The sequence below is a fragment of the Streptomyces sp. NPDC057654 genome (assembly GCF_042800135.1).
Classification (GTDB): domain Bacteria; phylum Actinomycetota; class Actinomycetes; order Streptomycetales; family Streptomycetaceae; genus Streptomyces.
The window spans coordinates 1-271 of the sequence record NZ_JBHVHQ010000251.1 but is presented as its reverse complement, the minus strand read 5'-3'; the positions used below and the strand labels follow the sequence as shown (position 1 = coordinate 271).

At 79.7% G+C, this 271-nt stretch carries 1 pseudogene; it reads right to left on the bottom strand.

What is annotated here, in order from left to right:
- Positions 1-271, bottom strand: a pseudogene (locus ACFU99_RS19825) (hypothetical protein); the annotation flags it as partial.

Below are 271 nucleotides of genomic sequence, written 5' to 3'. Positions count from 1 at the left end.
CGCGGGGACGGCAGCGGCGGGGGAAGCCGGCTGCTCCCGTGCCGGCCGGGGCACCGAGGTCTCCGCGCTCGCGCCGCCCGCCTCCTCCGGGACCCGCGGCTCCTCCGGCACCCGCAGTTCGTCCGGTACCCGCGGCCCGTCCGCGCGCTCCGGCTGCTCCGCCCGCTCCGGCTCCTGCTTGCTGCCCTCGATGGTGAGCATGATCACTCCGGTCGCCGCGACCGCCGCGGCGGCGAGCGCGAGCAGGCCGCCCGGCAGCCCGTACCGGAAC